Origin of the sequence: Enterobacter sp. BWH52, assembly GCF_001037565.1 — a bacterium.
GTDB classification, from domain to species: Bacteria; Pseudomonadota; Gammaproteobacteria; order Enterobacterales; family Enterobacteriaceae; genus Enterobacter; species Enterobacter hormaechei_C.
Map to the genome: position 1 here is coordinate 23,092 of NZ_KQ089857.1, position 22,826 is coordinate 45,917.

Sequence of the window (22,826 nt, forward strand, 5' to 3'; positions counted from 1 at the left end):
AGACAGAAAATGCTTCAGGCATGCATAAGGAGAGTTACTGTGAAAAATGACAATGTAGTGCAACACAACAACCAGACTGCTTCTGAACAGACATTATCCCCGGACGAGAGCCACGTATTGCATAAGGTGAGAGATCCCGTGTGCGGGATGGCATTCCTGCCCGACAAGGCGCACAGCAGCATTCGATACCAGGACCATCAGCTTTATTTCTGCTCTGCCAGCTGTGAGAGTAAATTTACAGCCCATCCCGACCGTTATCTTACCGAAGATGCCAGTGAACATTCCCACCACCACCACCACGATCACCACGAAGTCAGCCCAGACCAGATAAAACAGCCTCACCATCAGGCGGAGAAAGATATTTCTGAAGGTGTGTGGACATGTCCGATGCACCCGGAGATACGCCGCAGTGGTCCCGGAAGCTGTCCTGTCTGTGGAATGGCACTGGAACCGCTCGTAGCCACGGCATCGACGGGGCCGAGTGATGAACTTCGCGACATGACAAGACGCTTCTGGCTGGGGTTGTTGCTGGCGTTTCCGGTTCTGATACTCGAAATGGGATCTCATCTGTTTCCCGCCTTGAGGAATACAGTACCGCCACAATACAACACATGGCTGCAACTGCTTCTGGCCTCTCCAGTCGTGTTGTACTGCGGCTGGCCATTCTTCGCCCGGGCCGGAATGTCGTTGCGTAACCGCTCCCTGAATATGTTTACCCTTGTTGCAATGGGGACCGGCGTAGCCTGGGTTTACAGCGTCATTGCAACCGTCTTCCCCTCCTGGTTTCCTGCATCGTTCAGAAACATGGATGGCCTGGTGGCCGTTTATTTTGAAGCCGCAGCAGTAATTACGGTGCTTGTTCTGCTGGGACAGGTTCTTGAACTGCGGGCACGGGAACAAACCTCAGGTGCCATTACTGCGCTTCTGAACCTTGCCCCCAAAACAGCCAGGCGGCTGGATCATGACGGTCATGAAACGGATATTAATGCAGAAGATGTCCTGCCTGGCGATAAGCTCCGCATCAGACCTGGAGAGAGTATTCCGGTCGACGGTATCGTGGTCGAAGGCAAAACAACTGTTGATGAATCGATGGTGACCGGGGAGTCTATGCCGGTTACCAAAAAAGAGGGTGAACCTGTCATTGGGGGGACGATTAATCAGACAGGTAGTCTTATCATCCGAGCAGAGAAAGTCGGTGATGAAACGATGCTCTCACGAATTGTTCAGATGGTCGCTGATGCACAGCGTTCGCGTGCCCCCATCCAGAGAATGGCAGACAGCGTTTCAGGCTGGTTTGTTCCTCTGGTGATACTTATCGCGGTTGTTGCTTTCTTGATCTGGTCTGTCTGGGGGCCCGAGCCCAGGATGGCGCACGGTCTCATTGCGGCTGTGTCGGTCCTGATTATTGCCTGTCCCTGCGCGCTGGGACTGGCCACGCCGATGTCGATAATGGTGGGGGTGGGCAAAGGCGCCCAGGCCGGGGTGTTAATCAAGAATGCCGAAGCCCTTGAGCGTCTTGAAAAAGTGGACACGCTGGTTGTCGACAAAACAGGCACGCTCACGGAAGGTTCGCCTACGGTGACAGGGATTATCAGTCTCAGTCCGGGTGGGGAAATATCTCTTTTACGTGTAACAGCTGCAGTGGAAAAAGGTTCGCAGCATCCGTTGGGTATGGCTGTTGTCAGAGCCGCGCAGGAAAAGGGGATCGTGATACCTGCCGTCAGTAATTTCAATGCCCCGTCGGGGAAAGGTGTGTCAGGCGATGTCGAAGGTCAACGGGTTGTTATTGGTAATGAACTGGCTATGCAGGAAAACAGTATCGTTATTGATAATCAAAAGGCCGTTGCGGATACGTTGCGGATGGAAGGCGCTACCGTTATCTATGTGGCCACAGACGGGAACCTTGCAGGCCTGATAGCTATCTCGGATCCCGTGAAAGCAACCACGCCGGATGCGCTTAAAGCTTTGCGTCAGGCGGGGATCCGCATTGTTATGCTCACCGGGGATAACCAGCTTACTGCTGAAGCAGTCGCACGGAAACTGGGAATAGATGAGGTTGAAGCCGGGATTCTGCCGGATGGCAAAAAAGCAGTGATAACCCGACTGAAAGAGTCTGGCCATGTGGTTGCGATGGCCGGAGACGGTGTGAATGATGCCCCGGCGCTGGCAGCGGCTGACGTGGGTATAGCCATGGGAACGGGTACAGATGTGGCAATAGAAAGTGCTGGCGTTACCCTTCTCAAAGGCGATTTGATGATACTCAACAGGGCCCGTCATCTGTCAGAGATCACCATGAAAAATATCCGGCAGAATCTGTTTTTTGCGTTTATCTACAATGCTCTTGGGGTGCCTGTAGCTGCAGGTCTGCTTTATCCTGTGTATGGAATACTGCTGTCGCCAGTTATTGCGGCGGCGGCTATGGCCCTTTCCTCCGTTAGCGTCATTGCAAATGCGTTGCGTCTGAAAAGTGTCAGGCTCGGGAAATAACCCTGAATGAAGGGTCTGTTACTAACAGAAGGAGTCCGGTATGAAAAGTACAACCTATGCGCTTATTGCTGTCGCCGCGATTGCGGCATTTGCTCTCCTGCGCGAACACTGGTCACATGTGGCAGGCTACTGGCCATATCTGTTACTGCTGCTTTGTCCGCTCATGCATCTTTTCCACGGTCACGGGGGGCATGGAGATCATCAACATCACGGAAGTGAAAACGATAAAAAAAATTAATCCGGCAGACGGGACCGCGTCGCGGTCCCGTTATCAGTCCAGGTATCGTTCGTAGTCTCTGGCATGCGCAAAGGCATGCTGTTCGAGTTTGTTATCAGCGGGTGCCGCCGTCCGGAACGCCAGTGAGTTAACAGGATTGTTATTGATGACCAGCTCGTAATGCAGATGAGGACCGGATGAACGTCCGCTGTTACCGGATAACGCAATAGCGTCTCCCCGGGTAACCCTGGCCCCTTTAGTAACGAGTATTTTATTGAGGTGGAGATAGCGAGTTTTAACACCGGCTTTTCCCGTTACTTCAACAAAATATCCCATGGTACTGTTGTATTCGGTCCGGGTGATTTTTCCGTCGATGACGCTGACTATTTTCGTGTTCATGGGCATGGAATAATCAATGCCATTATGGGGACTCACTTTTCCCGATACCGGGTTAAGTCTTGCAGGATTGAAAGGCGAACTGAGTCTTGCTGTGGCCGGTAACGGATAATCGAGACTGCCTTTCCCGGAAGTATCGGAAAGGTTATAGAACTTTTTATCTGATATACGATACGCCGTGTAATTAAATGAACCGGACGTAAATTTATAGGCCACGACACGTGATTTTCCCGCTTTCTTTTGCAGTACGAGTTTTAATGATTCATTTTTTTTCAAATGCCGCAGATTAAACCGGGAAGGCAAGGAGCGCTGAAGAGTAGCGATCTCGTTCGATTCCAGCCCCGAGCGGGTGGCTGAAAGGTAGGCATTTTCTTTTACGACATCGGTAGAATACATTTACTGGAATTCGCCGTTAGCATGAACACTGCGGCGTATGCTAGGGGTTTTCAGGAGGCGTGTCATCTGTCAGTTAATCGGGAGCACCGTTGATGGTCGTCATTTTTGTAACATATCTTGTTTCCCGTTTGCTCCTGAAGCTCTGGGAACTGTATGACCAGCCCGACGGTGATGATTAACGGGACTGAAACAGGTTACGGCAGAGCAATATGGGGCTCATGTCCTGCTACGTAACCCGTCAGTAAAGCCCTGCTGCGCACCTGACGCTAAGCACTAACCCGCCTGCAGTTACCTGGTCGAATACAGCCCGCGAAGCTTTCTTGCCTGCGTCTGATGTGCTTCCGCACCGGCATTATTGACCTGCTCATGCACGAGAGCGGCTTTTTCTCCGGCATTCAGTTCGTTAAAAGAAGAAGACGAGGTCTTTGAATTTGCATCACTGCCGGACAGCATTTTTTTATGTTCCTCAATCATTTTCTGATGCGCATAGGACGCGCTGTTGTTCATAAATGAATGAGCAACAATGGCCCTTTCATGTTCATTCATTTCAGAGAATGAGGGCGTGTTGTTTTTATTAACCCTGTCCGGTAAGTTTTCATGCGTCGAGGAATTCACATGACTGACGGCTGAGGCATTATTAACAAATCGATGTGCTTCATGGGCAATATCACTGGACTGAGCAAAAGCTGCCCCACAAAATAAAGCTGTAAACGCAGTGGTCGTGATTAATATATTCATGTGTAATTACCTTCTGAGGTACATAAAAGATGTCCTTATGATCATATATAAAAATAATCAACCTGTGGGGAAGATGACGTAAATGTAATACAGCTATGTACATTACACGATTGTAATGAATTTGTTTCTTAAGGTGTGCTAGATTCATTTCATTGTAAGTGGATGAACCAGTAATTTAATTTAAATCGGTTCTCGAATTCTGTCAGTAACCATACTTTAAATAAGGGAATGCGCATGCTGTTGAAAACGTCTCGACGAACTTTCCTGAAGGGGTTAACCCTCTCTGGCGTAGCCGGAAGTCTTGGCGTATGGAGTTTCAATGCGCGTTCCAGTCTGAGCCTGCCAGTTGCCGCATCCCTGCAGGGTACTCAGTTTGACCTGACCATTGGTGAAACGGCCGTCAATATCACGGGCAGTGAGCGTCAGGCCAAAACAATCAATGGAGGCCTGCCGGGGCCCGTTCTTCGCTGGAAAGAAGGTGACACCATTACCCTGAAGGTCAAAAACCGTCTTAATGAACAGACGTCCATTCACTGGCACGGCATTATTCTTCCGGCCAATATGGATGGTGTTCCGGGGCTGAGTTTTATGGGCATAGAGCCTGATGATACCTACGTTTACACCTTTAAGGTTAAGCAGAACGGGACTTACTGGTACCACAGCCATTCCGGTCTGCAGGAACAGGAGGGGGTATACGGTGCCATTATCATCGATGCCAGGGAGCCAGAACCGTTTGCTTACGATCGTGAGCATGTGGTCATGTTGTCTGACTGGACCGATGAAAATCCTCACAGCCTGCTGAAAAAATTAAAAAAACAGTCGGATTACTACAATTTCAATAAACCAACCGTTGGCTCTTTTTTCCGCGACGTGAATACCAGGGGGCTGTCAGCCACCATTGCCGATCGGAAAATGTGGGCTGAAATGAAAATGAATCCGACTGACCTCGCGGATGTCAGTGGCTACACCTACACCTATCTCATGAACGGGCAGGCCCCGCTGAAAAACTGGACCGGACTGTTCCGTCCCGGTGAAAAGATACGCTTACGGTTTATCAACGGCTCGGCAATGACCTATTTCGATATCCGTATCCCCGGGTTGAAAATGACGGTCGTGGCTGCAGATGGCCAGTATGTAAACCCGGTTACCGTTGACGAATTCAGGATTGCCGTTGCCGAAACCTATGATGTCATTGTGGAGCCTCAGGGTGAGGCCTATACCATCTTCGCACAATCCATGGACAGGACCGGTTACGCTCGAGGGACACTGGCCACGAGAGAGGGGTTAAGTGCTGCCGTTCCCCCCCTCGCTCCCCGTCCTCTGTTGACCATGGAAGATATGGGTATGGGGGGAATGGGACATGATATGGCAGGAATGGACCACAGCCAGATGGGAGGCATGGATAACAGCGGAGAGATGATGTCTATGGACGGTGCTGACCTTCCGGATAGCGGGACATCCTCCGCGCCCATGGATCACAGCAGCATGGCCGGTATGGATCATTCCCGGATGGCCGGAATGCCGGGTATGCAAAGTCATCCTGCGTCAGAAACGGATAACCCACTGGTTGATATGCAGGCGATGAGCGTCTCTCCGAAATTAAATGATCCGGGTATTGGTCTTCGAAATAACGGAAGAAAGGTTCTCACGTACGCGGATTTGAAAAGCCGCTTTGAGGATCCTGACGGACGTGAACCTGGCCGTACCATAGAACTGCATTTAACCGGCCACATGGAAAAGTTTGCCTGGTCATTTAACGGAATCAAGTTTTCAGATGCCGCACCGGTGCTGCTGAAATACGGTGAGCGGCTCAGGATCACGCTGATCAACGATACCATGATGACTCACCCCATTCACCTGCATGGTATGTGGAGCGATCTGGAAGATGAAAACGGTAATTTCATGGTTCGTAAACACACAATAGATGTTCCCCCTGGTACAAAACGCAGTTACAGAGTGACAGCAGATGCGCTTGGCCGCTGGGCGTATCACTGCCATTTGCTCTATCACATGGAAATGGGAATGTTTCGTGAAGTCCGGGTGGAGGAATGATGCGAATGAAGAGAAATTTGAAGGCCATACCTGTTCTGGTCGCCGGTTTGTTTACCTCACAGCTTTCTATTGCGGCGGGCTCCGTCTCTGCAGATCCCCACGCCGGGCACGACATGTCTGCCATGCAGATGCCAGCAGATGAGAATTTCACTGAGATGACGTCAATGGAGCCCATTGTAACTGAGAGCAGAACGCCAATTCCGCCTGTTACCGATGCCGACCGGAAGGCTGCATTCGGCAATTTACAGGGGCATGCGATTCACGACAGTGCGATTAATTATCTGGTTCTGCTGGATCAACTGGAATGGCAACGGTCGGATAACACCAACAATTTCAGCTGGAGTGTTAACAGCTGGATTGGAGGCGACACAGATCGGATTTGGCTAAAGAGTGAAGGTGAACGAAGCAATGGGGAAACGGAGGCGGCTGAAGCGCAGTTACTCTGGGGACATGCGGTTGGCCCATGGTGGGATTTGGTTGCGGGTGTCAGGCAGGATTTCAGACCTGCTTCTGCCCGGACCTGGGCTGCTGTCGGTTTTCAGGGGCTGGCACTCTATAATTTTGAGTCTGAAATTACGGGTTTTGTCAGTAATGGCGGAAAAGCAGCCCTTCGTCTGGGAGGAGAATACGACGTTTTACTGACTAACCGGCTCATACTCCAGCCATCCTATGAGGTGAATTTCTACAGTCAGGATGATGAATCGCGGGGTCGCGGCAGGGGACTGACTGACACAGAGCTGGGGCTCCGGCTGCGCTATGAAATACGCCGTGAGTTTGCACCCTATATAGGCGTTTCCTGGAATCAACTTTACGGGAAAACATCCGATATGGCGAAAAGAGAAGGTGAGAAAGACCATCAGGTAGTATTCCTGGCGGGAGCCAGAATCTGGTTTTAACGCACTGATATAAAACACTCAACTAAACAGGTAAATAAAATGTCGATTTTAAATAAAGCCATTCTTACAGGTGGCCTCGTTATGGGCGTTGCTTTCTCTGCTATGGCCCATCCGGAATTAAAAAGCTCTGTGCCACAGGCTGATTCAGCCGTAGCGGCCCCGGAAAAGATTCAGCTTAATTTCTCGGAAAATCTGACCGTGAAATTCTCAGGTGCAAAATTAACGATGACGGGTATGAAAGGCATGTCATCACATTCTCCGATGCCGGTCGCGGCAAAAGTGGCGCCAGGCGCTGACCCTAAATCGATGGTCATTATTCCGCGAGAGCCTTTACCCGCTGGCACTTATCGTGTTGACTGGCGCGCGGTTTCTTCAGATACGCACCCTATTACCGGTAATTACACCTTTACAGTGAAGTAATATTATGAACGACCTGATTATGATTATTATTCGTTTTCTTCTTTATCTGGATTTGATGGTAATATTTGGATTGCCATTTTTTCAGATATATGGAATAAGCGGTGTCAGACATGAAACCTATAACCTGACTAATTTCAGGTCGTTTATAACCTTTGCTGTTGTTACAGGCATCATTCTTACTGGCATTAATATGCTCCTGGTATCTAATGCCATGAGTGGAGTAACTGACCTCAGAGAATTATCCATCCATGTTATCGAGATGGTGATAGAAGAAACTGATGTGGGTATTAGCTGGATTGTCAGGCTCTGTGCCCTGTTTACCACACTCGGTGCTTTGTTCCTTTACACTAATAAGAGAGTATTGTCCTGCCTGCTGATGACGATGAGTGGGGGCGTGGCGCTGGCTACACTTGCCTGGGGAGGACACGCCGTTATGCATGACGGTCTGCATTACTATCTCCATTTACTGAGCGATCTGACCCATCTCGGCGCTGCAGGTGCCTGGACAGGTGCTCTGGTTGCATTTGCTATCCTGCTGATGCGCAGAAACGAGCATAATGCACAGAGCGTCATTGTGATATCTGACTCCCTGGCAAAATTTGCCACGGCAGGAACGGTGATTGTTGTAGCCCTGATCCTGAGTGCGCTGGTCAACTATCTGTATATTGCTGAGGGTAACTTAACTCCCTTATTCAACAGTTCCTGGGGGAGGATATTGCTTGCCAAGACGGCTCTGTTTGTTCTGATGCTTCTTCTGGCTGCAGCAAACCGGTTTCACCTGGGTCCCCGGCTTGAAGTTATGGTCAGGGAAGGGAATTATGATCGCAGCGTTGCCCTGATGCGAAACAGCATCCTGACAGAATTCGTTGTTGCGATTATCATTCTGGGCGCCGTAGCGTGGCTCGGAATGCTTGCTCCGTCTCAGGTCAGCTAGGGGACAGCCAAAGCTCATGCGTGAGATTTTTACTTTCATATCAGCGAGTTGACCATGCAGCGTATTTTAATCGTTGAAGACGAACAAAAAACAGGTCGTTACCTGCAGCAGGGACTGGTTGAGGAAGGCTATCAGGCCGATCTCTTTAATAATGGCCGCGATGGTCTCGGGGCCGCGTCGAAGGGACAGTATGATTTGATAATACTGGACGTGATGCTGCCTTTCCTCGACGGGTGGCAAATCATCAGCGCACTGAGGGAGTCCGGGCACGAAGAACCGGTCCTGTTTTTAACCGCAAAGGACAACGTGCGGGACAAAGTGAAAGGACTGGAGCTTGGCGCAGATGACTACCTGATTAAGCCCTTTGATTTTACGGAGCTGGTTGCACGTGTAAGAACCCTACTGCGCCGGGCACGCTCGCAGGCCGCAACAGTCTGCACCATCGCCGATATGACCGTTGATATGGTGCGCCGGACCGTGATCCGTTCGGGGAAGAAGATCCATCTCACCGGTAAAGAATACGTTCTGCTTGAGTTGCTGCTGCAACGCACCGGAGAAGTGTTACCCAGGAGTCTTATCTCGTCCCTGGTCTGGAACATGAATTTTGACAGTGATACGAATGTGATTGATGTCGCCGTGAGACGTCTGAGAAGTAAAATTGATGATGACTTTGAGCCAAAACTGATCCATACCGTTCGCGGTGCCGGATATGTCCTGGAGATCAGAGAAGAGTGAGGTTCAAAATTTCCCTGACCACACGCCTGAGCCTGATTTTTTCTGCGGTGATGCTTACGGTATGGTGGTTATCAAGTTTTATCCTGATTAGCACCCTTAATGGCTATTTCGATAATCAGGACCGCGATTTTCTGACAGGTAAACTTCAGCTCACCGAAGAGTTTCTTAAAACAGAGACGTTCCGGAACAAAACGGATATTAAGTCATTATCAGAAAAAATAAACGATGCGATGGTAGGGCACAATGGTTTATTCATTTCTATAAAAAACATGGAAAATGAAAAAATTGTTGAACTCTATGCCAAAAATTCTGTTGTTCCAGCGGTCCTGCTTAATAAGTCGGGTGATATTCTCGACTATATGATCCAGACGGAAGAAAATAACACCGTGTACCGCAGTATCTCGCGGCGGGTTGCCGTGACGCCGGAACAGGGTAAAAGCAAACATGTCATCATTACGGTTGCCACGGATACTGGGTATCACACCCTGTTTATGGACAAACTCAGTACCTGGCTGTTCTGGTTCAATATCGGTCTGGTCTTTATTTCTGTTTTTCTGGGCTGGCTGACCACACGTATTGGTCTGAAACCGTTACGGGAAATGACCAGTCTGGCTTCCTCCATGACTGTACACAGCCTGGATCAGCGTCTAAATCCCGATCTGGCTCCGCCGGAAATCTCTGAGACCATGCAGGAGTTCAATAATATGTTTGATCGCCTGGAGGGGGCATTCCGGAAACTGTCAGATTTCTCGTCTGACATCGCGCATGAGCTGCGCACACCAGTCAGTAATCTGATGATGCAGACGCAGTTTGCACTGGCTAAGGAAAGGGATGTTTCGCATTACCGCGAAATTTTATTCGCTAACCTGGAAGAACTGAAAAGGTTGTCACGAATGACCAGTGACATGCTTTTTCTGGCACGTTCAGAGCATGGTCTGCTGCGGCTGGATAAACATGATGTGGATCTGGCAGCCGAACTGAATGAATTACGTGAGTTGTTCGAGCCCCTGGCAGACGAAACAGGAAAGACAATCACGGTTGAAGGAGAGGGCGTTGTTGCCGGAGACAGCGATATGCTCCGACGTGCTTTCAGTAACCTGCTTTCCAATGCAATCAAGTATTCTCCCGATAACACCTGTACAGCGATACACCTTGAGCGTGACAGTGACTGTGTGAACGTGATGATTACGAATACGATGTCCGGCCAGGTTCCCGCTAATCTGGAACGTTTGTTTGACCGGTTCTATCGCGCAGACTCATCAAGGTTCTACAACACGGAAGGCGCGGGGCTGGGATTATCAATTACAAGGTCGATCATTCATGCTCACGGCGGCGAGCTGTCAGCAGAACAGCAGGGGCGGGAAATTGTGTTCAGTGTGCGTCTGTTAATGGATTAATACCGTTATTCAGGAGAAACCCGGAAGGTGACAAAAATGTCATCGTTCAGTCACGCGATAAACAGAGGCGGTTTTTTATAATCAGCCATAAATCAGGACAGCGTGATAATTCAATCGCCCGGTTCCTGGCGTGATGATCAACCAGCCCTGAGATCAAATGCTTTCTCTGTTATAAGCATTGATTGTTCGGGTATGAAAACACCGGAGACCCAACCATGAAAAAGATCCTTGTATCCTTTATTGCCATGATGGCTGTCGCTTCATCTGCCTGGGCTGCAGAGACAATGAACATGCATGACCAGGTAAATAATGCCCAGGCGCCTGCCCATCAGATGCAATCATCCGCTGAAAAAAGTGCAGTTCAGGGGGAGAGCATGAAAATGATGGATATGAGCGGTCACGATCAGGCCGCAATGTCCCATGAAATGATGCAAAACGGCAATTCTGCTGCCCATCAGGACATGGCTGAAATGCATAAAAAAATGATGAAATCCAAGCCAGCAGCTTCTAACGAAACAGCAAAATCATTTTCCGAAATGAACGAGCATGAGAAAGCCGCTGTTGTGCATGAGAAGGCGAATAATGGTCAATCTTCCGTTATTCATCAGCAGCAGGCTGAAAAGCATCGCAGCCAGATCACCCAGAATTAACCCGCAGCTCCACTTGTTAGACCCTCATTTGACGCCGAAGTCACTGGCTTACGCTCCCGTCCGGGAGCGTTTTTTTAAACCAAATGAAAGATTATGTCTGTGTATGATTAATCGTAGTCTGCGGCCTGTTATGAACTAAATGAACGACGGACTAAATTTAACATAAGATAGATTAAACGAACTAACTACTTGATTTTATTATTATTTGCCTATTCAGTTATCTCCAGCGTTCATGCCGCGCCGTATCTTGAGACTGGCTGAGAATACGTATGATCGTAACCACCGAATGTGATGACACAAAATAGATCATGTGCTGTTCCACCGGCAGCGAGCAGATATCTTCTCCCAGCTCTGCGCGATGCGTGCCGATGTCATGCATGGCCAGAACATCAAACACTGCGGCTATACGCCCAATATACGCATCCGCCTGAACAATCCCGAACTGTCGGAAGCTGTAGTCCCAGATTGCTTCCAGATCTTCTTCAGCTTTCGGTGTCAGCTCAATCTCTTTCATTTGCCACCCTGGCCCTGACATTATTCAGGAATACATCCTTGTTCCATGGTTTCGCCTCGCCGCTGCTGAGTCCTTCGGCCAGCAGATCGCGCAGTTCCTGAAGGCGGGATTCAGCCTGCTTCTCGCGCAAAAGACGCAGTGCGTCTCGCATGACTTCGCTCTGGGTACGGTAATCACCAGCCTTAACCAGGGAATCGATAAATTCGCGCAGCTCATCACCCACGTCCACCGTCATCGTACGGGCCATAACCCCTCCGTTTCATTATGTAAGATTTGTTCTTACATCAGTATACCATTTTACCATCAGGCTTCCATGCTCAGTGATCGAGACTATGGACTGCATTTATGAGATCAACAGGGATGCGAAATCAGATAGATATCTAATAGAATGCTGAGTTGTAGCCTTAAGCGAGAACTGGAAATGAAATTAACAGAAAATCGGGTAGATACACTCATCGATACCCTGAACGACCTAATCTGCGATGAGCAAAGTATTACTCGCGAACAGCGAGAAAATTTAATTAAAACGGTTGCCACACTGGGTGGGCTTAAGGAGCGACTACGACTCATTTCTGCGGAGAAAGAAGCCAGACAGATCGCTAAAAACGAGAAGGTAAAGAAACCGCGCGAACCGGACCTGGTGTTTCCCCGTACTGGAAAGCCGTGGCTGCCAGAGGACCTCGATGTTATCCATTCCATTATCGACGACATACCTGATGACAGAATTGATGATCACATCCTGTGGCTTTCAAAACAGCAAGGGCGCACCCCCTATGCTGTCGCACTGAAGATTGTTGGTGTAGGAAGAATGGATGATGAGTGGGCGAAAGCCTGGAAACCCGCAGCAAAATCGCTTCGAGAAGATTATGCAAAGCTTCATCCTGCTCCCTCTTCGGATATCAGCCAGGAATAATCGGTTTTAGGTTGAGATGTATATTAAGTTATTTTGCAGCAGCCTGTTTTATAATTATAAAAATCTGCCCCTGCAAAATATGGTAAAATAATAAGCAATTGCACTCCTTAATCTAAATATATCAATATATTTGCCGATATATGTAGTAAGGAAGGGAGTGTTATGAACGATTTTCATATTTTAAATATCTGTATTCAGAATAAGGATGTGGCAGGTGCAATGCGCGTGCTGTGTGATAAATCAGAATTTGCGGTGCGCAAGATTCTGGAGAAACTAAAGATCAGGGTCACAACGCAAACCGGCAGGGCATTCTGGCATTATGTTCAGGGTTGGCTGTTAACCGCGTGTCGCCAGGGGTATATACAACATGAATCATTCAGTACCCAACGTTCTTCCCAGTATCCGGAACGCGTGCCAGCTCAGTCCCGCAGCTCTCGATATGGTCAAGCTCCTCGCACTTCTGGCCATGATTATCGACCACACGAATACGGTGTTTCTGTCGCCAGCCTGGCCGATGATGTATGCGCTTGGCCGGATGGCCTTCCCCCTGTTCACGCTTATATGGGCGATGAACGTACAGCGCACCCCGGAACGACTTCAGAAGAGAGCCAATCGGTTGTGGATCTGGGCAATCATTACGCAGCCGGTGTTCAGCCTGGCCTTCCTGCATCACCAGCCCTGGTGGGCCCTGAACATTCTGTTCGTATTTGCCGGCGTCACGCAGCTGCTTGCCCTGCAGTACCGGCACGGCCGGAAAGGAATGCTTGCGGGATATCTGATCCTGGCCCTAATGATTTGGCCACTGGAGCCGGCAAGCTACGGGCTGGCAGGAATTACGCTGGCCATCAGTATGGCAACCTTATCAGGCAGTGGCATGCCCGGAGTGCAGCGGCTGGCGGCCATTACTGCCGTGCTGTCACTGATTTGTTTAAACGGGTTATCGCATCTTCTGGATCTACCCGCAGAAACATTATTACTGGCCACGCTGCCTACTCTGGCATTCCCCCTGGCAGTAGTTTCTTTCAGCAGGCAAATCTGTCCGGATGGCCGCAGGCGTTTCATGCCGCGTAATTTCTTTTATTTTGCTTACGCCGGTCACCTGGGGATTATTGGTCTGATACAGTATACTTTCGCCTGATTAGGGAGGACGTGATGGCTATCAGTGAGAAAGAGCTGCTTGAGGCAGGTTTCAGCAAGAGCGAAGTGGATAACTTACAGGGCCGGCTTGCAGCAGGCGGAGGCACCATGCAGCATCTCATAGAAGCGCTCTCACGGCGCTTCCGGGTGTCGGCATGGATCACGGTCGCGCTGGTTCTGGTTATGCTGGTCACCCTCATCGCCGGCAGCCGGACACACATTCTTTCCGGGGGCATGAGTTCCCTTGTCGTCCTGATCATTGCCTGGGTGACCTTTCCACCTGCGCTGGGCTGGAAAGCTTTCCGCCTGCAGAAAACTATTTCCCGGAAGGCTCAATAGTCAGCAAATCAAGCGCCACTTTGGCTTTAACCCCCCATCCCGCAATTTTAAGCGCCATCGCGGGACGTGGCGTGCTGGATACTTTCCTGAAAAAATCGGGCCTGGTCCAGTACCACAGCCGTTGTGCTTCGGGTTTCAGCCTCAGGCCATATGCACCGTAGACTTCACTGAAAAGTGTGACCGTCTTATAGGTTCCCAGACCCTGCTGCCGGCTGAATCCCAGAAATTCAGCGATCTCCATCGAGCCGTCAGCGAAAATACCTTCCGTCTGCTTATCACCGAGGAAGTTGTGCGCGGCTTCCCGTGAAATCGTATTGAATCCATTTACGACAATCACCGCGCCGGCCACCACGCCCACCGGCGTCATCGAGGACATCATGACGATCCCACCAAAGATGGCCGCACCGGCCACCACGACGTCGACCGCAGAAATGATGTAGCCCACAATTTTGTTCTCGTCCCGGACAACCTTCACCTCGGCATAGAGTTTTGCATAGCTGGTTTTGAGCGATCGGGACTGCTCCAGCAGGCTGGTGTTTTCAGCCCGTAAGGCCCGCAGACAGGCCATACAGTCATCATCCGTTTTTGCCCGGCGCGCGGCTTCAAACTGGGTCATAATGAATGCTCTGATCTCATCCACAAACTGAATCCGGATAAAACCATCCTGAAGGTGCATGGCTGCCACCGTGTTGGCCGTATTCACCAGCTTCCGGGCCTCCAGGTTGATCATGGTTTCCGCCCATGCACGCGGATTCTGGCCGGGTAAAAGCAACGTGTCCATTTTATCGCCTCGCTTATCTGTTTCTGAAAGCATATTCCCGAAACGATTTTTGACAACAAAAAATGGGTACGATTCCCTGCAGAATTCACCGATGCCGCATCGCGGCATGGAGGCGCCAGCTGAGGTCAGACAGGGCGAGAATGTTGACGGGCGCCGTGACCGGCGTAAGCCGCTGCGCTTTGAAAGGTTCTGCCTATCCCATCCCTTACCCTGGAAAGCTATATCCGTTAACCGCCACGCCGAATGATGATGTGCGCGGTCGGAGTGAGCTCGTCGAGGCCAGAGGCCGCTGACGGGCTGTATCTCCGCGTTAGCGCCGTGAGGCGCTTACGAGCGTGTACAACGAGCTTATCGCGACTCAAACTGCAGCAGCTCTGACGTCTAGTTACAACATCCCTCTTAAAGCGAGGGTGTTCCGGCCCTTCGGGCCGGGGCGGCGTCGGTTTAGCAGGGGTCAGGTAAGTATGTGGTGCCGGGTTCTGGCGAGAACGGGGTCCGGCGCTTGCGACGGGAGGTACTTTTGATTTCCTTCTGAGCGCGCGGCCGTGAAGCCGCTGCATGCGAAGGCATTTTACGTTATCCACAGAGTGGCTGAAGACAAAGATCTACTCTGGAATGTAATGAACAGAGAGATAAAAAAGGTGAAGTAAGACTGTTTTGCGGAATGTCTTTTATTCATTTCCGTGTTACTTCACTTATTCGTTTGCGGATTTCTGTGTAAAAAAAAGAGACAGTAGCCACTGCGGGCCATCACGACACGCAGAACGTCATGGTGAACTGAAAGAGAAAGGAGTGAAGGGTGAAATATGAGCAGAATGGCCGAGAAAAACCAGCACGAAAAGCCCCGGTCAGGGGCCTGTAAACAGCAACACTGTTGTGTCGTTTGTGACTAGTCCGGTGGATAAAGTGCCAGATCCAGCTGGTAAAGATGCTGGATGGCCAGCGCCTTCAGGCGCTCTGATGTGCACCAGTACGCTTCGTCAGGCGGCAGGGTGCGGTAAATCCATTCAGACATTGCATGGAGTCGTTCATCTGCCGGCAGCTTAATCAGGTTGTTGGCACGTTTACGCTCCGCGCCTTTTTTTCGGCGGTAAACGAGTGCCTCCCGGCGCTTACGGCCAGACCAGTATTTCCGCGCAGAGTGGGGCTGAACATCATCATGTTCGCTCATCACCCCTTCCCGGATCAGCTGCTCACGCTCGGCGCTCTGGCGGAGCTTCTTCTCCTGCTCTTTAAACAGCTTGTCCATATCGACGCCCAGCATCTGGAATCCAACGGGGGTGATATAAACATACGTTGGCAGCCAGGAGCGGGATTCACGATCCCAGGTGCGTTCTTCCGCAAGGCCCAGAACGCCAAACCGTATCTGTTCCTCAATAAGCCGTGAAAGGCGTGACACCGTCACCTCCGTTTCAGGAATGACATTGCCTTTTGCGTCCTTTGCACTGAGCTCTTTTGCAAGACGGGTGATACACATGCCAACGGTATGCTTGCCAGCATCACAGAAGCTGATGAGCACTGGCCAGAGCGCATCGAGCAGGCGCTGACGTTCCGGACGGAAGTCATATTTACGTCCTGCTTTACGGCGGCCGGCGACATAGAGAGGGTGACGAGAAACATGCATGCGCAGGCTGACCTGCCCGGTTTCTTTGTCTTTTTTCACCAGGCGATTGTAGGCATGACCGAGCTGTCCGGGGAGCTTTTTATAATGCTCCGGGCGATACCAGGCCGGGTTCTCACATTTGGCTTTTGTGGAATGCTCACCGCGTTTGCGGCGGGTCAGTTTTTTGACCGGTGCAATGAGGAAATTACCTTGAGTGCCGGCATCGACATCCTGCCAGAAACGGGTTAGCTCATCTTTGGATAGATCTGACCAATGAACAGAAATCTGATTTTCATTCACGGCGGCCTGTACTTATGGCGGCCGGGTGTTGTTTTCTATGGTGCATGCGTTATAATCCTTCACAGGCAATCAGCCTGCTTTTGGACCCCCTGATACCTGTGTCTTCCGCCAAGATGATGACAGTTATCGGGGGGTTTGTGCATTCAGGCTCCGGGAAATCCCGTCACCTGCTCCTGAACGTTTTACCGGACACGTCCTGTCCCTGTTAGTTTCCGGAAGTCCGCATTTCTTCCGAAAAACCATCTTCTGTCACCCGCCTGCCTCACCACAAAGCAGCCAAACCGTCAGTTTGAGTTAGGTCACAAAAGTAAACTGAATCAACAATCTGTCCCACCACAAGACGATCGCTGACGATCCGAATACTACCTTCTCGTCAGTAATTTTTCCACACCTAAGATCTAGTGCCTGTATATTTTGCATACGATGGCATGGCGAACCACTACATCTAGCAAAGTGGTGCTAATTGAAGCATTGGAGGTTCCCGAGGAAAAGAATGCCACCATGCTAGTAGTTAGGAGAAAAACTCATCAAGTACAGTTTTTGTTATTGCACTATTAGCTGCTGGTTTTGAAAGTAATCAGTGAACTAAATAGCTGATCCTAATACCGCTACACTTTTGCCAGACCATGCCCCCCTCCGGGGAACGGACTGGCGGTTTCCATAAAATGGCGAACTTTTTTCAACAGTTGCCACATTGAGCGGCACTGATGATTTCGCGTTATCGTGTCGTGTAGCGCCTGCCATAACCGTTCAACATGATTCACCCACGGCGAGTACACCGGTTGATAAATCACTCTGAACTTCGGATTGTCTTTCAGCCAGCGCAGCGTCTCCCGGCTCTTGTGGATGATGTAGTTATCCACTATCAACGTGAGCTGTTTTGCCCGTCGGTATGTCGCTCTCAGGTGCTCTAACAGACTGATAAACAGAGACGAGCTTTTACTGCTTCCGCCAACATAGCTGACTTCTCCCGTCCCGCAGTGTAACGCCCCCGCCAGATAATATTTCTCGTTCTGGCCCGGCGTAACGATGCGTTTCTGCTCTCCACGAACCTGCCAGTCCGCGCCGATTTTCGGATTCAGATGGATATCCACTTCGTCCTCGTAGAACACGGGATGCTCAGCGCTGCGCTGTTCCAGCGCCTCACGGATGGCTGCCATTTTTTCTTCTTTATGGAGGTCGCGAATACGCAGCGTAGGGGCTGCACGTCGCCACACCAGACCGGCCGAAGGCAACCAGCGCCGCATCGTGGAAGCATGCAATCTACAGCCGGTTATCTCATTGATTTTTATCGTCAGCAGTTCCGTGCTCCAGCGTGAGCGCTGGTAACCAAAGTCACCCGGAGAACGTTTTGCGAGTTGATGTAACAGCACGCAGATCTGCTCAAACGGCCAGCGGCGTCCACGGCGGCAGAGATTTCAGTCCCTCAATGCCGTAAAGAGTGAGCCAGTTAATCCAGCGACCGATTGACGAACGGGCGCAGCAAAGCGTTCTGGCGACATCACTGACGCGAGAGCCCCGGTGCAGCATCAGGATAGCGGTCAACCTGCGGGCGTGATTCTTGTCGCGCGTTTTATGGATAGTTTTCTTCATCAGGCGTCGTTCGTTACGGGGTATGGGTGCTATGCTCGACATCGCTCAGTCCGGTTGGTGATTTGGGATATTTAGCGGTTGATCAGATCGCTCAACCCGGACTGAGTTCCCTTCAGGTGATCTACTATTTGGAACAGCTATTTAGAAAGCTTTTTGGCCACCTTGTAAAAGGCGACCAAAAACTAACTATTTTGATGCCTTCTCACCAGAGAGATACCCAAACACCCCACTAATAATTGCAGTTATTACAGGCATAAGCGAGGATGTGAACTCCTTGCCTGTTTGTGAATCAATAATATAAATAGCCCCGATGTATATAACAATTATTGCCAATATTATCACTAAAGCTGAAATTACTATCGTTTTATTTCGACTATCCCCGCTCGCTTTAATTTGCGAAGGACTTTTTGGTTTAAGTTCTTCAAGCCTTTTCTCAAGCATTTTTTCAAATGCCATCCATGCTGCATCAATCTGTAGTACAGATGAACTACCTGTGTTAATTTGAGAACTTCCAAAAATCGTGCTTGAGGAAGAAGGTTTCTGCTGAGCCGCCATCAATAGATCCCCTCTAAACTATCAGGTGTTAACTCCTTAATTTTCTTCATTAAAACATCAATAATTAGCTCTTTCTTGAAAATATCATCAGTTGGGTTATTATTGATATCCTTCTGAATAAAAACACCTTCAGCATCTACACCTTTTGTATTTATTAAGGCGCTACTAAATGAAAGTATATGATTGAAATTAAAACCAAATTCTTGACTTATTTTATTGAACCTGTAATTGAATTCATTTACTAAACCCAGGTCTTTACGAGAAAGTTTTTTTGCAAGAACTGTTGCAGGATTTTTTTCTAATTCAAAATAATTTCCAACCATACCAATTCTATTGACATCATAATTATTTGGCAGGTTTTTAATAATTAACTTTAATTTTACAATGAAGTCGCTCATTGCTTCGTCTTCTCTAAATTTAGAATCAGCCACATTTACTGTAAAATCAAATCTGTTTAGTGAAACATTCATTAGATATGTATCACTAGAGTTGGTAGCACTTACTCTAGGGATTTCAGGTGGAACCTCAGCAGGCATGGGTATTATTTGGGGCATACGATCAAATAAATTTCCAATTCCTTCATTAAGGGTATTGAAAAAAGTATCCGGTCTAATAATATGTTGCTTAAAGAAAACAACAAACTGATAATTCATAACATGTATCATTTTCATCCCTTTTTCTGCATTGCTATGTATAAATGGTCATATGTGAATTTTATAGCGAAAACATACTCTTTTATAGCAGGAAGACGATAGAAAATCATGCAATAATCTACTTATTAAAATGTACGTTTGAAAAAGTAGACTCTCTGGGGTACGCTCTGACTGTACCGTTGACCCCGATTTTTCACACAGCGCGCCGGACGATTTCCGGCACAGACGGAGCCCTGATGACACAGATGCCTGATGATGAACCGGACCTGATCCTGTCGCTGGCGCTTCTTCCGCCCGGAGAGGATTTTCTGCCGGTGCAGTCCGGTGGTGAAGGCCCGGTCAGCCCCGCCCGGGCCTACCTGCTTTCCCTCAATTCACCCCGCAGCCGGCAGACCATGGCCTCGTTCCTGGGCATTGTCGCCGGCATGCTCGGCGCCACTTCCCTGGAGTCCTGCAGCTGGGGCAGCCTGCGGCGCCATCACGTGATGGCCGTGACCGAGCTGCTGCGCGACACCGGCCGGGCCACGGCCACCGTCAACACCTACCTTTCTGCGCTCAAGGGGGTGGCGAAGGAAGCCTGGATGCTCAGGCTGATGGACGTCGAGAGCTTCCAGCACATCCGTGCGGTGCGCAACCTGCGCGGCAGTCGTCTCCCGCGCGGCCGGGCCCTCCCGCCGGAAGAGATCCGGGCGCTGTTCGAAGCCTGTGAGACGGATAAATCTAGTCTCGGCGTCCGTGATGCGGCGATGCTGGCGGTCATTCTCGGCTGCGGCCTGCGCCGTTCGGAGGCCGTGGGGCTGGATTTTCGTGACGTTGTCACAAGTGAACGTGCACTGCGGGTGCTGGGGAAAGGCAACAAGGAAAGGCTGTCCTACATGCCGGCCGGGAGCTGGCAGCGTCTGCTGTTATGGATTGACCAGGTCCGGGGCGAGCAGCCGGGTCCGCTGTTCACCCGTATCCGCCGGTTTGACACCCTGACGAACGACCGGCTGACCGACCAGGCGGTGTACCATATTCTGCAGGTCCGGCAGAAGCAGGCGGGTATTGGAAAATGCGCGCCTCATGATCTCCGGCGAACCTTTGCCACGGCCATGCTGGACAACGGGGAAGATTTGATTACCGTGAAGGATGCAATGGGCCACGCCAGCGTCACCACCACCCAGCAGTACGACCGCCGCGGGGAAACACGTCTGCGAACGGCCCGCGATCGTCTCAATCTGACCTGACATAATTATCTTATTAAATTAATAAATTGATAAGATAGTTAGTGGCTATCGTTTCAGTAACATAACGTGAATAGTGCCGGGCCGTATCTTCCTGTACAGTGGAGCTGGCCGGTCATCCTGCTTCCTTCTGAACCGGGGTGGTTTTGTACAGCGGGATGACCGGCCTTTCTGCGTTCTGTCGGGCCGGATGGAGCTTTTCATGAGGCATGAAAATTCTCAGCAACTTCAGAGAAGTTGCTAAGTAACCGGGTATCTCTCGCAGGCATACATTCATGAGCCGGTGTAATCAGCCCTGTCAGCTGAAAGCGACCGCTGTCCCACATATGTACTGTGTAAATGAGGTAATAATCTGAAGTACGGTTGTAATTCTCAGGCCTTGATAAGACGTCTGAACAAGAGTTGCTTTACGTCCTGTCGTTGCGCAAGAATCGCGTGTGTCGTGACGACTGAATCCTCTACGCTATACAAAACACGATAACCGTTTGCTGTATTACACTCACGGTATTTCGAGACGCCTATTTTAAGTAATTCCGGAGAACTTTGACATCCGTAGGGGTAAATGCTTACGCGATTCTCGTATTGATCCAGTATTTCAGCCAGAACAGGCCCTGGGTCGATTTCTGTCTGTCTCAGGTGAGATGTGATCTCAGACAGACAGGTTCTCACTGTTTCGGTATATTCAATTTTAACGACGTTTTTTTCCATTTTTGTGCCTTAAGCAGAAAGCGTCCTTACAATCCTTCAAGCAACTGTTCTCTGGTTAGCACTCTCCCTTCAGCTTTATCCTGTTCAGATAGCGTCAAAAGTTTAAGAAGTGCTATGGCATTTTCCCGTTCCTGTTGCTGGTCATATGACTCAATAACATAAGCAGGTACACCGTTTTGGGTAACCAGAATAGGCTCAGAAAGATCCAGGGATGCTGCGTTCTTTTTTACGAAAGAGATTGTTTCAACTTTCATAGTGGAGGCCTTGTCGTTAAATCAGAACTTAATATAGTCTAAATTTAGTTCCGTTACAATTCCAAATTACTGTGATTAGATGGCTGTTCCCGTCAGAAGACTACGGCAGCAGGCCTGATCGTAAATGAACAAAAGTCTCTGCTGGTCATTTCACCTGGGTGGCTTTCCGGATAGCGGCCTGGAGTCTGTCAGCGGTGACGGCTTCCGGGAAGACCGTGATGGTGTCAGGAGTGGCTCCGCTAACGGGCATGACGATGATCCCCGGTGTGCCGGTGAGTCCCAGCGCCTCTGCCAGGTTACTGTTTTTCTCCAGAGACGATGTATGGTCACCCGGAACCGGGGTGGCCAGTCCCGCTTTCGACGCTGCCCCTTGAATATCTTGTGCCGTCAGTTTGCCTTCATTATGGCCGCTGGCATAGATCGCATTGTGATAGGTGATATAGGCCTGCGGCCCTTTCTTTTGCCAGACCGTCAGCCCCTGCTGCGCGGCCTGACGTGAAGCTTCCCAGCGACCACCAAAAATTGGCCACTCCTTAAAGAGGTAGCGGACGTCAGGCTGCGCTTTCATAACTTTCTCCAGTTCCGGAGCGAAGCGGCTACAGAACATGCACTGGTAATCAAAGAATTCAATCACCGCGACCTCTGCATTTTCAGGTCCGACAGCAGGTGTGTCCGGATCATGAAGAAGGCTCGCCTGATTCTACATCACGCTGAGTGCAAACATCTTCTGCTTACGCGCCTGCTGCTGTTCCTGTAGGTTTTTACTGACCGTCACCAGTGTCTCCGGGTGGGACACCAGATAGTCTGCTGCGATTTCCCCGATACGGGCCTCTTGTTCCGGGCTGAATATCGGCTGCGGGGCCGAAGCGTGTGCCGTTGAAATAAAGCCGATGTATGTTGTAACTATAAATGCTGCTAATTTGTTTGCTTTCATT

The 22,826-nt window shown here is 50.0% G+C and carries 23 protein-coding genes and 3 pseudogenes; 13 read left to right on the forward strand and 13 right to left on the reverse strand.

The features are described from left to right. The first annotated feature begins 9 nt into the window (after positions 1–9). Both silP and SK47_RS21935 read left to right on the forward strand, forming a co-directional pair. Positions 10–2,487: an Ag(+)-translocating P-type ATPase SilP gene (silP, locus tag SK47_RS21930; protein ID WP_131613894.1), complete on the forward strand. Its 2,478-nt coding sequence runs from the start codon at positions 10–12 to the stop codon at positions 2,485–2,487. Positions 2,488–2,527: 40 nt separating this feature from the next. Continuing rightward, positions 2,528–2,725, forward strand: a complete 198-nt coding sequence (locus tag SK47_RS21935) for a DUF2933 domain-containing protein (RefSeq protein WP_004388331.1) — start codon at positions 2,528–2,530, stop codon at positions 2,723–2,725. A gap of 33 nt (positions 2,726–2,758) precedes the next feature. On the opposite strand, the gene SK47_RS21940 is transcribed toward SK47_RS21935, so the two are convergent. After that, positions 2,759–3,496 (reverse strand): peptidoglycan DD-metalloendopeptidase family protein, encoded by a 738-nt coding sequence (locus SK47_RS21940; protein WP_045325892.1) that lies wholly within the window; start codon positions 3,494–3,496, stop codon positions 2,759–2,761. A gap of 288 nt (positions 3,497–3,784) precedes the next feature. Next, complete coding sequence (locus tag SK47_RS21945; RefSeq protein ID WP_001023257.1) at positions 3,785–4,234, reverse strand: copper resistance protein; 450 nt, start codon at positions 4,232–4,234, stop codon at positions 3,785–3,787. Positions 4,235–4,468: 234 nt separating this feature from the next. Here SK47_RS21945 and pcoA point away from each other — a divergent pair, with 234 nt between their 5' ends. The 7 genes from pcoA (at position 4,469) to pcoE (ending at position 11,318) form a co-directional block, all read left to right on the forward strand. Then, positions 4,469–6,286, forward strand: a complete 1,818-nt coding sequence (gene pcoA, locus SK47_RS21950; RefSeq protein WP_045325894.1) for a multicopper oxidase PcoA — start codon at positions 4,469–4,471, stop codon at positions 6,284–6,286. 5 nt (positions 6,287–6,291) lie between these two features. Continuing rightward, positions 6,292–7,182: a copper resistance outer membrane transporter PcoB gene (gene pcoB, locus SK47_RS21955; RefSeq protein WP_001378118.1), complete on the forward strand. Its 891-nt coding sequence runs from the start codon at positions 6,292–6,294 to the stop codon at positions 7,180–7,182. A 39-nt stretch (positions 7,183–7,221) separates the two neighbouring features. Then, complete coding sequence (gene pcoC / locus SK47_RS21960) at positions 7,222–7,602, forward strand: copper resistance system metallochaperone PcoC (protein ID WP_000025662.1); 381 nt, start codon at positions 7,222–7,224, stop codon at positions 7,600–7,602. A gap of 55 nt (positions 7,603–7,657) precedes the next feature. After that, a complete protein-coding gene (gene pcoD / locus SK47_RS21965) occupies positions 7,658–8,536 on the forward strand; it encodes a copper resistance inner membrane protein PcoD (RefSeq protein ID WP_229692861.1) in 879 nt (292 codons plus the stop codon). Positions 8,537–8,590: 54 nt separating this feature from the next. Next, on the forward strand, positions 8,591–9,271 hold the full coding sequence (pcoR, locus tag SK47_RS21970; RefSeq protein ID WP_001188930.1) for a copper response regulator transcription factor PcoR: 681 nt from the start codon (positions 8,591–8,593) through the stop codon (positions 9,269–9,271). Beyond that, positions 9,268–10,668 (forward strand): copper resistance membrane spanning protein PcoS, encoded by a 1,401-nt coding sequence (pcoS, locus tag SK47_RS21975; RefSeq protein WP_002436614.1) that lies wholly within the window; start codon positions 9,268–9,270, stop codon positions 10,666–10,668. The genes pcoR and pcoS overlap by 4 nt, the downstream gene beginning before the upstream one ends. A gap of 215 nt (positions 10,669–10,883) precedes the next feature. Beyond that, complete coding sequence (pcoE, locus tag SK47_RS21980) at positions 10,884–11,318, forward strand: copper resistance system metallochaperone PcoE (protein WP_004388336.1); 435 nt, start codon at positions 10,884–10,886, stop codon at positions 11,316–11,318. A 217-nt stretch (positions 11,319–11,535) separates the two neighbouring features. On the opposite strand, the gene SK47_RS21985 is transcribed toward pcoE, so the two are convergent. Together SK47_RS21985 and SK47_RS21990 are read right to left on the reverse strand one after the other, a co-directional pair. Further along, positions 11,536–11,832, reverse strand: a complete 297-nt coding sequence (locus tag SK47_RS21985; protein ID WP_045325806.1) for a type II toxin-antitoxin system RelE/ParE family toxin — start codon at positions 11,830–11,832, stop codon at positions 11,536–11,538. Continuing rightward, on the reverse strand, positions 11,819–12,079 hold the full coding sequence (locus SK47_RS21990) for a type II toxin-antitoxin system ParD family antitoxin (RefSeq protein WP_032664825.1): 261 nt from the start codon (positions 12,077–12,079) through the stop codon (positions 11,819–11,821). Before SK47_RS21990 ends, SK47_RS21985 begins: the two co-directional genes overlap by 14 nt. Positions 12,080–12,220: 141 nt before the next feature. Between SK47_RS21990 and SK47_RS21995 the strand changes: the two genes are divergently transcribed. The 3 genes from SK47_RS21995 (at position 12,221) to SK47_RS22005 (ending at position 14,221) form a co-directional block, all read left to right on the forward strand. Continuing rightward, entirely contained in the window at positions 12,221–12,745 is a 525-nt protein-coding gene (locus tag SK47_RS21995) for a hypothetical protein (protein WP_014172381.1), read from the forward strand. 367 nt (positions 12,746–13,112) lie between these two features. Continuing rightward, positions 13,113–13,883: a TraX family protein gene (locus SK47_RS22000; protein WP_045325811.1), complete on the forward strand. Its 771-nt coding sequence runs from the start codon at positions 13,113–13,115 to the stop codon at positions 13,881–13,883. A gap of 14 nt (positions 13,884–13,897) precedes the next feature. Further along, a complete protein-coding gene (locus SK47_RS22005) occupies positions 13,898–14,221 on the forward strand; it encodes a hypothetical protein (protein ID WP_045325814.1) in 324 nt (107 codons plus the stop codon). Here the strand turns inward: SK47_RS22005 and SK47_RS22010 are convergent. The 5 genes and pseudogenes from SK47_RS22010 to SK47_RS22030 form a co-directional block, all read right to left on the reverse strand. Continuing rightward, a complete protein-coding gene (locus tag SK47_RS22010; protein ID WP_045325899.1) occupies positions 14,199–15,002 on the reverse strand; it encodes a DUF4225 domain-containing protein in 804 nt (267 codons plus the stop codon). The two genes, SK47_RS22005 and SK47_RS22010, sit on opposite strands and share 23 nt — an antisense overlap. An 889-nt stretch (positions 15,003–15,891) precedes the next feature. Further along, entirely contained in the window at positions 15,892–16,905 is a 1,014-nt protein-coding gene (gene repA / locus SK47_RS22015) for a plasmid replication initiator RepA (protein ID WP_045325816.1), read from the reverse strand. Positions 16,906–17,513: 608 nt separating this feature from the next. Beyond that, positions 17,514–18,540, reverse strand: a pseudogene (locus SK47_RS22020) (IS630 family transposase). A gap of 144 nt (positions 18,541–18,684) precedes the next feature. After that, positions 18,685–19,053: a hypothetical protein gene (locus SK47_RS24030; RefSeq protein ID WP_045325818.1), complete on the reverse strand. Its 369-nt coding sequence runs from the start codon at positions 19,051–19,053 to the stop codon at positions 18,685–18,687. Beyond that, positions 19,053–19,724, reverse strand: coding sequence for a hypothetical protein (locus tag SK47_RS22030; protein WP_045325821.1), 672 nt, complete (start codon positions 19,722–19,724; stop codon positions 19,053–19,055). The genes SK47_RS24030 and SK47_RS22030 overlap by 1 nt, the downstream gene beginning before the upstream one ends. 218 nt (positions 19,725–19,942) lie before the next feature. Between SK47_RS22030 and SK47_RS22035 the strand changes: the two genes are divergently transcribed. Beyond that, positions 19,943–20,932, forward strand: coding sequence for a tyrosine-type recombinase/integrase (locus SK47_RS22035; RefSeq protein WP_045325823.1), 990 nt, complete (start codon positions 19,943–19,945; stop codon positions 20,930–20,932). A gap of 197 nt (positions 20,933–21,129) precedes the next feature. Here the strand turns inward: SK47_RS22035 and SK47_RS24035 are convergent. The 4 genes and pseudogenes from SK47_RS24035 to SK47_RS22055 all read right to left on the reverse strand — a co-directional run. After that, positions 21,130–21,288: pseudogene (locus tag SK47_RS24035) on the reverse strand (type II toxin-antitoxin system YafO family toxin); the annotation flags it as partial. A gap of 13 nt (positions 21,289–21,301) precedes the next feature. Then, complete coding sequence (locus SK47_RS24390) at positions 21,302–21,637, reverse strand: hypothetical protein (protein ID WP_045325827.1); 336 nt, start codon at positions 21,635–21,637, stop codon at positions 21,302–21,304. Positions 21,638–21,663: 26 nt separating this feature from the next. Further along, entirely contained in the window at positions 21,664–21,891 is a 228-nt protein-coding gene (locus SK47_RS22050) for a type II toxin-antitoxin system Phd/YefM family antitoxin (protein ID WP_045325829.1), read from the reverse strand. A 145-nt stretch (positions 21,892–22,036) separates the two neighbouring features. Continuing rightward, positions 22,037–22,825: pseudogene (locus tag SK47_RS22055) on the reverse strand (DsbA family protein). Between the last annotated feature and the right edge of the window lies 1 nt (position 22,826).

What these genes read in the sequence shown, in the direction of transcription:
- SK47_RS21990 (WP_032664825.1), bottom strand. Translation starts at nt 12,079, where the DNA reads ATGGCCCGTACGATGACGGTGGACGTGGGTGATGAGCTGCGCGAATTT.
- pcoB (WP_001378118.1), top strand. Translation starts at nt 6,292, where the DNA reads ATGAAGAGAAATTTGAAGGCCATACCTGTTCTGGTCGCCGGTTTGTTT.
- SK47_RS22050 (WP_045325829.1), bottom strand. Translation starts at nt 21,891, where the DNA reads ATGAAAGTTGAAACAATCTCTTTCGTAAAAAAGAACGCAGCATCCCTG.
- SK47_RS21985 (WP_045325806.1), bottom strand. Translation starts at nt 11,832, where the DNA reads ATGAAAGAGATTGAGCTGACACCGAAAGCTGAAGAAGATCTGGAAGCA.
- SK47_RS21995 (WP_014172381.1), top strand. Translation starts at nt 12,221, where the DNA reads ATGCTGAGTTGTAGCCTTAAGCGAGAACTGGAAATGAAATTAACAGAA.
- SK47_RS22005 (WP_045325814.1), top strand. Translation starts at nt 13,898, where the DNA reads ATGGCTATCAGTGAGAAAGAGCTGCTTGAGGCAGGTTTCAGCAAGAGC.
- pcoC (WP_000025662.1), top strand. Translation starts at nt 7,222, where the DNA reads ATGTCGATTTTAAATAAAGCCATTCTTACAGGTGGCCTCGTTATGGGC.
- pcoD (WP_229692861.1), top strand. Translation starts at nt 7,658, where the DNA reads ATGGTAATATTTGGATTGCCATTTTTTCAGATATATGGAATAAGCGGT.
- pcoE (WP_004388336.1), top strand. Translation starts at nt 10,884, where the DNA reads ATGAAAAAGATCCTTGTATCCTTTATTGCCATGATGGCTGTCGCTTCA.
- SK47_RS21945 (WP_001023257.1), bottom strand. Translation starts at nt 4,234, where the DNA reads ATGAATATATTAATCACGACCACTGCGTTTACAGCTTTATTTTGTGGG.
- pcoA (WP_045325894.1), top strand. Translation starts at nt 4,469, where the DNA reads ATGCTGTTGAAAACGTCTCGACGAACTTTCCTGAAGGGGTTAACCCTC.
- SK47_RS21935 (WP_004388331.1), top strand. Translation starts at nt 2,528, where the DNA reads ATGAAAAGTACAACCTATGCGCTTATTGCTGTCGCCGCGATTGCGGCA.
- SK47_RS22035 (WP_045325823.1), top strand. Translation starts at nt 19,943, where the DNA reads ATGACACAGATGCCTGATGATGAACCGGACCTGATCCTGTCGCTGGCG.
- SK47_RS22010 (WP_045325899.1), bottom strand. Translation starts at nt 15,002, where the DNA reads ATGGACACGTTGCTTTTACCCGGCCAGAATCCGCGTGCATGGGCGGAA.
- silP (WP_131613894.1), top strand. Translation starts at nt 10, where the DNA reads ATGCTTCAGGCATGCATAAGGAGAGTTACTGTGAAAAATGACAATGTA.
- SK47_RS24390 (WP_045325827.1), bottom strand. Translation starts at nt 21,637, where the DNA reads ATGGAAAAAAACGTCGTTAAAATTGAATATACCGAAACAGTGAGAACC.
- SK47_RS24030 (WP_045325818.1), bottom strand. Translation starts at nt 19,053, where the DNA reads ATGGCGGCTCAGCAGAAACCTTCTTCCTCAAGCACGATTTTTGGAAGT.
- SK47_RS22000 (WP_045325811.1), top strand. Translation starts at nt 13,113, where the DNA reads ATGAATCATTCAGTACCCAACGTTCTTCCCAGTATCCGGAACGCGTGC.
- pcoR (WP_001188930.1), top strand. Translation starts at nt 8,591, where the DNA reads ATGCAGCGTATTTTAATCGTTGAAGACGAACAAAAAACAGGTCGTTAC.
- SK47_RS22030 (WP_045325821.1), bottom strand. Translation starts at nt 19,724, where the DNA reads ATGAAAATGATACATGTTATGAATTATCAGTTTGTTGTTTTCTTTAAG.
- SK47_RS21940 (WP_045325892.1), bottom strand. Translation starts at nt 3,496, where the DNA reads ATGTATTCTACCGATGTCGTAAAAGAAAATGCCTACCTTTCAGCCACC.